This window comes from Bacteroidota bacterium, from assembly GCA_016183775.1.
Lineage (GTDB): Bacteria > Bacteroidota > Bacteroidia > JABDFU01 > JABDFU01 > JABDFU01.
This window is the reverse complement of the sequence record JACPDY010000091.1, coordinates 22,757-30,846: the sequence shown is the minus strand read 5'-3', so window position 1 is coordinate 30,846 and position 8,090 is coordinate 22,757. Positions and strand designations below refer to the sequence as shown.

At 41.8% G+C, this 8,090-nt stretch carries 8 protein-coding genes; 3 read left to right on the top strand and 5 right to left on the bottom strand.

What is annotated here, in order from left to right:
- The 5 genes from HYU69_11560 to HYU69_11540 form a co-directional block, all read right to left on the bottom strand.
- Positions 1–372, bottom strand: a 372-nt coding sequence (locus HYU69_11560) for a hypothetical protein (GenBank protein MBI2270971.1), incomplete at its 3' end; no start/stop codon positions are given.
- Positions 373–801: 429 nt separating this feature from the next.
- Positions 802–2,190, bottom strand: a complete 1,389-nt coding sequence (gene lpdA / locus HYU69_11555) for a dihydrolipoyl dehydrogenase (protein ID MBI2270970.1) — start codon at positions 2,188–2,190, stop codon at positions 802–804.
- A 205-nt stretch (positions 2,191–2,395) separates the two neighbouring features.
- Entirely contained in the window at positions 2,396–2,998 is a 603-nt protein-coding gene (locus HYU69_11550) for a bifunctional nuclease family protein (protein MBI2270969.1), read from the bottom strand.
- Positions 2,999–3,236: 238 nt separating this feature from the next.
- A complete protein-coding gene (locus HYU69_11545) occupies positions 3,237–4,208 on the bottom strand; it encodes an electron transfer flavoprotein subunit alpha/FixB family protein (protein ID MBI2270968.1) in 972 nt (323 codons plus the stop codon).
- Between the two features lie 91 nt (positions 4,209–4,299).
- Complete coding sequence (locus HYU69_11540; GenBank protein ID MBI2270967.1) at positions 4,300–5,034, bottom strand: electron transfer flavoprotein subunit beta/FixA family protein; 735 nt, start codon at positions 5,032–5,034, stop codon at positions 4,300–4,302.
- Between the two features lie 223 nt (positions 5,035–5,257).
- Here HYU69_11540 and HYU69_11535 point away from each other — a divergent pair, with 223 nt between their 5' ends.
- The 3 genes from HYU69_11535 (at position 5,258) to HYU69_11525 (ending at position 7,962) form a co-directional block, all read left to right on the top strand.
- The gene (locus HYU69_11535; GenBank protein MBI2270966.1) at positions 5,258–5,935 is read left to right on the top strand and encodes a DUF4290 domain-containing protein; all 678 of its coding nucleotides are present in this window, start codon (positions 5,258–5,260) and stop codon (positions 5,933–5,935) included.
- 184 nt (positions 5,936–6,119) lie between these two features.
- A complete protein-coding gene (murA, locus tag HYU69_11530; GenBank protein MBI2270965.1) occupies positions 6,120–7,424 on the top strand; it encodes a UDP-N-acetylglucosamine 1-carboxyvinyltransferase in 1,305 nt (434 codons plus the stop codon).
- 34 nt (positions 7,425–7,458) lie between these two features.
- A complete protein-coding gene (locus HYU69_11525) occupies positions 7,459–7,962 on the top strand; it encodes a TlpA family protein disulfide reductase (GenBank protein ID MBI2270964.1) in 504 nt (167 codons plus the stop codon).
- The last annotated feature ends 128 nt before the right edge of the window (positions 7,963–8,090 follow it).

Sequence of the window (8,090 nt, the reverse complement as noted above, 5' to 3'; positions counted from 1 at the left end):
AGGTTTTATTCCGATAGGAGTAGAGCTTATAACAAAGGGGTAGGATAAAATCTTTGCCAGTGCGTTCGGGTATCCTGTCGTATCGATACTGATGGCGTTGAACCATTTCGACCGGTTAAGGATTTTTACGCCGGTTTTCGCGATGCTGTCGATGTACCATTGATTCACCGGCAGATCATCTGTTTTAACGGATATACTTTGCTTTGTTCTGCGGCTAATGGAACGGGTAGTTAAAAATGCCGAAGGTGTTACGGTAGAATAAACGCTGCCACTTTTGTCCTTAAAGCTGATCATGAATTTTGCTTTATTCTGGGCTTCAACGTAAGGAATGGCAACAACTGAAATAAAGAGTAAAAAATAATATTTTAACATGCACACCTTAAAATAGTCGTTAATTAAAATTACGGTTTTAAAAGGATAAAAGGAAATTGAATGTATACGGAGATTGTTTGTGTTTCCTTTTTCTAATAGAAAAACAGGAAACGATCTCAAAATGAAATGATAAATAAAAATTGTGCGATTGGTGACATTGAGCGAAGTCCTATTGAAGTGGGGTGTATAATTATTATTCGAGGGGGACTTGTATGAAAACGCATGGGTTGGTTACATTGAAGAGAAATGTCAGTTTATGTTCTTTTGGCTTGACCAGGTTTGCTCTTTTTATCAAAAGAAGTGTAGATTTATAAGATACGTACCAGTATTTGCAAAATGACACATCACTTACAACTGGCAAGTATTACTTACCTGCACGATAAAGAGTGCGTGAATAAGCTGATAATTGAATGACGAAATTTTGTCAGCCTACAGATGTATCACCTCACCATAGGCAGCCGCAGCCGCTTCCATAATAGCCTCCGACATTGTCGGGTGCGGGTGCACGGTTTTAATTATTTCGTGCCCGGTAGTTTCAAGCTTACGTACAGAAACAATTTCGGCGATCATTTCGGTTACATTGGCTCCGATCATGTGGGCGCCAAGGAGTTCCCCGTATTTCGCGTCGAAAATTAATTTCACAAAACCTTCGGGAGCGCCGGCCGCTTTCGCTTTGCCGCTGGCAGAGAAAGGGAATTTACCTATTTTAAGTTCGAAGCCTTTTTCTTTGGCCGCTTTTTCGGTATAACCAACGGACGCGATCTCGGGCTGGCAATACGTGCAGCCGGGAATATTATTGTAATCCAACGGCTCGGGATGGTGGCCGGCAATTTTTTCAACACAAATAATGCCTTCGGCGCTGGCAACATGTGCAAGGGCTTGTCCGCCCACACAATCACCAATAGCATAATAGCCGGGCATATTTGTCTGGTAATAGGGGTTCGTAACTATTTTTCCTTTGTCGGTAACAATGCCCACTTCTTCCAGTCCAACACCTTCGAGGTTGGCCTGTATACCTACCGCGGAAAGTACAATGTCGCACTCTATGGTTTCAACACCTTTTTTTGTTTTAACAGTTACTTTGCAGCCTGTTCCTTTTGTATCAACTGCTTCAACACTGGAGTCGGTCATAACAGTCATACCCGCTTTTTTAAATGAGCGTTCCAGTTGTTTTGATACTTCTTCATCTTCAATAGGGACAATGGCCGGCAGGAATTCAATAACAGTTACTTTGGTACCCATGGTAGCATAGAAATAAGCGAATTCAACACCTATCGCGCCTGAGCCAACAACAACAAGTGATTTAGGCTGCTGCGGCAAATTCATCGCTTCGCGGTAACCTATTATTTTTTTTCCATCCTGCGGCAGGTTGGGTAACTGGCGCGAACGTGCACCAAGTGCCATGATGATATTTTTTGCTTCGTAGGTGGTTGTTTTGCCATCAGCATCCTTCACTTCAACTTTTTTTCCGGCTTTTATTTTTCCGAACCCGGTAATTACATCAATCTTATTTTTTTTCATCAGGAACTGAACGCCTTTGCTCATGCCGTCCGCTACATCGCGTGAACGTTTAACAACAGCGTTAAAGTCGGGTTTTACCTCATTCACATTAATGCCATAATCTTTAGCATGATTCAGGTATTCAAACACCTGTGCGCTTTTTAACAATGCTTTGGTTGGTATGCAACCCCAGTTAAGACAAATGCCGCCTAAATTTTCTTTCTCTACAATAGCAGTCTTTAATCCCAGCTGTGATGCCCTGATGGCCGCAACGTACCCTCCGGGCCCGCTGCCAATTACTATTAGATCGTAGTTCATAATGTGTTTGGTTGAGTATTATAGTCTATATCGAATCAATTTTTTTTGTGGGCTTTAGTGTTTTGGTGCTTTAGGGGCAATTGGTATTTGGCCACTAAAGCACGAAAGCTCAAAATTTTCACCAAATATTGTGTTGAAAATTTCAAATAATATTATACGATATCAGATTTGTTGTTAGTCAATGTGCTTCTAAGGTTTTATTTTCCTAAGATTTTTTCCTGTTGTTCAGTTCGTCGCGGATCTGTGAAGCGCGCTCATACTGTTCATCGTCAAGCGCTTTTTTGAGTAATTCCTTCAGCTCTTCACTTGATTTTTTTCTTATATCGGTTTCTTCTTCCGGCTTTTCAGCTAACTCGGGTTCCTCAAGCGCAACTTTCTCTCCCGTAGCGGCATTTTCATCTTCAAGGATGATTCCGGCGGAAGAAAGAATGAACTCATAAGTGAAGATCGGGCACTGGAAACGAACGGCGATCGCGATAGCATCTGAAGTGCGTGTATCTATTTCGACCTCTTTTTCGCCGTTGTCACAGATCAGCTTGGCAAAGAAAATGCCTTCGACCAGGTTGTAAATAATAACTTCTTTAATGGTGACGTTGAATGCTTCGGAAAAACTTTTGAAAAGATCGTGAGTCAAAGGTCTGCTTGGAGTCATTTTTTCAAGCTCAATAGCTATAGCCTGCGCCTCGAAGCCGCCAATAATGATGGGTAATCGTCGTTTCCCTTTCGCCTCTCCTAATACCAGCGCATAGGCTCCCGACTGGGTTTGACTATATGATAAACCGACAATATCTAACTTGAGCTTCTTCATCAATAAAAAACGAATCTGTACGAATTTATGAATTGGGTAAGTTTATAATTCTTTTATTAACTACGCCATCACCGGTAAAATTAATTAATATGCCTAATTCAATTTTCAATGTTTTTAAGTACCCAAAACCTGGTCAATGTACGATTTTGAAAACTATCCTTTTTAAGTTCAACTGCAACTTTGTTATCGATTAAAAAATCCAAATGGAATTTGCCAATAATCCGTTTTTCCTTGACACTCAATGTGCTTTAAATTTTTTAACCGCTTCTAAAAGTTTTGGCACTACTTCAAAAGCATCACCTACAACGCCATAGTCGGCAGCTTTAAAAAATGGGGCTTCCGGATCAATATTTACGGCAACAATAGTTTTTGATGAACTAACTCCCGCCAAATGCTGAATAGCGCCGGATATGCCAATGGCGATATATAAGTTCGGGCCAATGGTAATGCCGGTTTGTCCTACGTGCTCGTGGTGCGGTCTCCAGCCGATATCAGCAACCGGTTTTGAGCAGGCTGTCGCGGCTCCCAGTGCATTGGCAAGATCTTCTATCATTCCCCAATTCTCAGGCCCTTTCATTCCACGGCCCGCAGAAACCACGAGTTCAGCCTCAGTTAATGCTATTTTACCTGATGTTTTTTTAACTTCTTTTACTGTTGTTCTGAAATCACTGTCTTTTATGGCCGGAGTAAATGTTTCAACAGAAGCGCTTCCATCGCCGGCAATTACACCAAACGCGTTTGGCGTGAGTGACAGCACTTTTATATCGGATGTAACAGCAACATCTGTCAACCCTTTGCCTGAAAAACATTTTTTTCGAACGGTAAAGGGAGATGTGTTTGAAGGTAAGGCTGTGGCGCCAGCTACCAATCCGGCTTTCAGCCGTGCGGCAACGCGGCCCGCAATATTTTTTCCGCTGTAGGTATGAGAAAACACAAGCACAGTTGCGGCTTCTTTTTGAGCGGCTTCGGCAATAATGCTGGTATAAGCTTGTGGAACAAGAGTGTTCAATCTATCGTTCTTCACATTCAGAACTTTAGCTGCACCGTATTTGCCAAGACTCTTCAGATCATCATCACTCACATTCCCGATAACTATTGCGGAAACGGTGGTTGATATTTTTTTTGCGATCTCGCCCGCATAAGAAACTGCTTCGAAAGTCGACTTCTTGAATTTTCCATCCCAATTTTCTGCGAATACGAGTACAGACATATAGTTGTTAGTTATTTGATGTTGGTTGTCGGTTCCTATTTGATTGTTTCAGATTGATGTTGGTCATGACAACTGACAACCAACAACATTTTCATATCACCTTAGCTTCATTATGTAACAACCCGACAAGTTCATCCATTTTATCGGGGGCTATCATTTTACAGGCCTGTTTGGCAGGAGGCAGCTCATAAAGCAAAGAGCTGGTTAGTTTAGCGTCACCCGATGGTTCAACAACCTGTAAGGGTTTTGTGCGGGCCGACATAATGCCGCGCATATTCGGAATCCGTGGTTCGCTCATGCCTTTTTGCGCGCTGGCAACAAAGGGCAGGGTTGTGGTCAGCACTTCTTTGCCGCCATCTATCTCGCGTTCAATTGTGGCTTCAGTTCCGTTAATATCGAGTTTTGTAGCTACGCTTATTGAAGGAATTTCAAGTAATTCACCCAGCATGCCTGCTACCTGTCCGCTATTGTAATCGATGGATTCGCGGCCGGTTAAAATAACATCGTATTGATTTGTTTTAACAACACCCGCTATCTGCGCAGCCACCTGGTAGGCATCAACAGGTTCGGCATTCACCCTTATCGCGTCATCGGCACCAATCGCCAAGGCTTTGCGGAGCGTAGGTTCAGTACCTGCACCGCCTACATTAATAACGGTAACCGTTCCTCCAAGGGCTTCTTTCAGCTCAAGGGCGCGTGTTAACGCTATTTCGTCGTAAGGGTTGATGACAAATTGAACTCCGGCGGTATTTAGTGCTTTTCCGTCAACAAAACTGATCTTTGTAGTGGTGTCAGGAACATTGCTGATACAAACTAAAAACTTCATAAAATGTCAATAATTGGATTAAAATAAAAGGAAGGCAAATTTAACCATTACAAATGGATTTAAAAAGGCAAATCGGCACTTTTTGTGCTTGGTTTTTGTGATAAAATCCATATTTTTGCGTGATGTCTGTATTTACTGTCAGCATTATACACTTACACTAACAAATACCCCTACAATTATCAAGAAGGAAATTAAAAAGGTAGACAAGAATGTCCTTGAATTTATGGACTACAATTCTGGCTTGCCGCATTTGGTACTGCCTGAATACGGGCGGAATATTCAACGCATGGTTGAATTTGCAATTACTGTAAAAGACCGCGCTGAGCGCAATAAAGTGGCGCAGGCCATTATAGCAGTTATGGGTCAGTTGAATCCGCATTTACGTGATGTGACTGATTTTAAACATAAGCTGTGGGATCATATTTTTATCATATCTGACTTTAAGCTGGATGTAGATTCTCCTTATCCTAAACCAACACGTGAAACATTCATCACCAAGCCCGAGCTGATAAAATATCCTTCGGGTAAAATAAAATACAAGCCTTATGGCAAGGTGCTTGAGAATATTATTAAGAAAGCCAAGGAGTATAAAGAAGGTGAAGAAAAAACGTATCTCATAGAAGTGATCGCCAATCTTCTGAAACGATCATACCTTACCTGGAACCGCGATTCGGTAAATGATGAAGTTATTTTGAAGCACCTGGAAGAATTGTCAGATGGTGAATTGAAGCTTAAAGACGCCTCCAAATTAAGTCATACCAACGATATCCTTGCCCGTAACCGTACCAAAAAATTTGGTGATAGTAGCGGTAGCGAAGGGAGTAAACACAAAGGCGGCCATCGCCACGACAATAAACACGGCAAGTTTAAACGGAATAACCCGTATAAGGGAGGGCGTTGAGTTGGTTGTCAGTTGTCAGTTGTTTGTGTCTTTGTATCCCACATACACTTATGCATTTTTTCTCCAAATTGTTAAACATCACTTGTTAATAGTTATTTCAATTTTATTGCAAAACTAATGTTGTAATATGTCATTTTTGTACAAGCCTAACAACTGACAACCAACAACTATTAACTTTTCCCCCATGGCCTCATTCGAAATAACAGGTGGTCGCGAGCTTAAAGGTGAGCTGGTGCCGCAAGGTGCAAAAAACGAAGCGCTGCAAATACTTTGCGCTGTTCTGTTAACACCCGAAAAAGTTACGATCAGTAATATTCCTGATATTGTTGATGTAAACAAGCTTATCGACCTGCTGCGTTCATTAAATGTAAAAGTTGAAAAGACAGGACATGAAGAATATACTTTCCAGGCCGATGATGTAAATACCGGTTTTTTTGAATCGCCTGATTTTAAAAAGCAAGGTTCGGCTCTGCGCGGATCTATTATGATTGTGGGTCCATTACTTACCCGCTTTGGTAAAGGTTTTATTCCGAAACCCGGGGGTGATAAAATTGGCAGAAGGCGGTTAGATACACACTTTATAGGGTTTCAAAACCTGGGGGCAAAATTTACTTATGATACAGGCACTGAGTTTTATAAAGTCGAAGCCAAACGATTGAAGGGAGCCTATATGCTGCTGGACGAAGCTTCTGTAACCGGAACAGCCAATATTGTAATGGCAGCATCAATGGCCGAAGGTACAACAACTATTTTCAATGCCGCTTGCGAGCCATACCTGCAGCAGCTTTGCAAGATGTTGAACAGTATGGGGGCTAAAATATCAGGGGTGGGTTCAAACTTACTGACTATCGAGGGTGTTGATAAACTAAAAGGCTGCAGGCACCGCATGCTTCCGGATATGATCGAAGTAGGCAGTTTTATTGGCCTTGCCGCGATGACTCAAAGTGAGATCACAATTAAGGGGGTGGGGTATGACCATCTCGGGATCATTCCCGGTGTTTTTCAGCGCCTTGGTATAAAACTGGAACGCAGGGGCGATGATATTTTTATTCCACGGCAAGAGAGTTATGAGATAGATACTTTTATAGATGGTTCAATTTTAACAGTTGCCGACGCGATATGGCCGGGTTTTACACCTGACCTATTAAGTATAGTATTGGTTACAGCCACCCAGGCAAAAGGAACAGTACTTATCCATCAAAAGATGTTTGAAAGCCGTCTGTTCTTTGTGGATAAACTTATCGACATGGGTGCACAGATCATTTTATGCGATCCGCACAGGGCAACTGTTATTGGTCTTAACCGGCATCATAAATTACGCGGAATATCAATGACCTCACCCGATATAAGAGCAGGGGTATCGCTGTTAATTGCCGCTCTTTCGGCCGAAGGGAAAAGTACTATTCATAATATTGAGCAAATTGACCGGGGTTATCAGCACATTGATACACGTTTGAAGAAACTTGGCGCGGAAATTGTAAGAAAATGAGTAGATTTATAGTTGAATTTAAAAAGCAATAAAAATGAAGCGTACAAACATAATCTTATCTGTTGCCGTCGCCGCAATATTAACTTTTGGTTTTATATATAAAACTGATGTTAAACAATCGGGTAATGCCATTGGACTTGAAAAGGGTAACTCTGCCCCTGAATTAAAATATATGAGTCCTGAGGGAAAAGATTTTTGGGCATCGTGGTGTGGTCCTTGCCGCATGGAAAATCCAAATGTGGTGGCCGCTTACAATAAGTACAAAGACAAAAAGTTCAAAGACGGAAAGGGATTTGCGATTTATAGTGTGTCGCTCGATCAGAACAAAGATGCGTGGCTGAGGGCTATTCAAAAAGATCAGCTCTCCTGGCCGGAACATGTAAGTGACCTGAAAGGTTGGTATTCCGAGGCTGCTCAAAAGTATGGTGTAAACTCTATTCCCACTAATTTTTTACTCGACGGACGTGGTGTTATTGTTGGTAAAGCGCTTCGCGGACCTGCTTTGGAAGAGGCACTGGATAAACTGTTGGCTCAATAGGCCATATTCGATTTAATATGTTGAAAAAGACAGGGTTATGCCTGTCTTTTTTATTGTTATTATGACAAATTGACTTATTATATTTGCTGGCAGGTTATTTGAAGAGTGGCGATAACACTTAAAAACAT

Coding starts and splice junctions, on each gene's coding strand:
- murA (MBI2270965.1), top strand. CDS start 6,120: ATGGCCTCATTCGAAATAACAGGTGGTCGCGAGCTTAAAGGTGAGCTG.
- lpdA (MBI2270970.1), bottom strand. CDS start 2,190: ATGAACTACGATCTAATAGTAATTGGCAGCGGGCCCGGAGGGTACGTT.
- HYU69_11535 (MBI2270966.1), top strand. CDS start 5,258: ATGGACTACAATTCTGGCTTGCCGCATTTGGTACTGCCTGAATACGGG.
- HYU69_11525 (MBI2270964.1), top strand. CDS start 7,459: ATGAAGCGTACAAACATAATCTTATCTGTTGCCGTCGCCGCAATATTA.
- HYU69_11545 (MBI2270968.1), bottom strand. CDS start 4,208: ATGTCTGTACTCGTATTCGCAGAAAATTGGGATGGAAAATTCAAGAAG.
- HYU69_11540 (MBI2270967.1), bottom strand. CDS start 5,034: ATGAAGTTTTTAGTTTGTATCAGCAATGTTCCTGACACCACTACAAAG.
- HYU69_11550 (MBI2270969.1), bottom strand. CDS start 2,998: ATGAAGAAGCTCAAGTTAGATATTGTCGGTTTATCATATAGTCAAACC.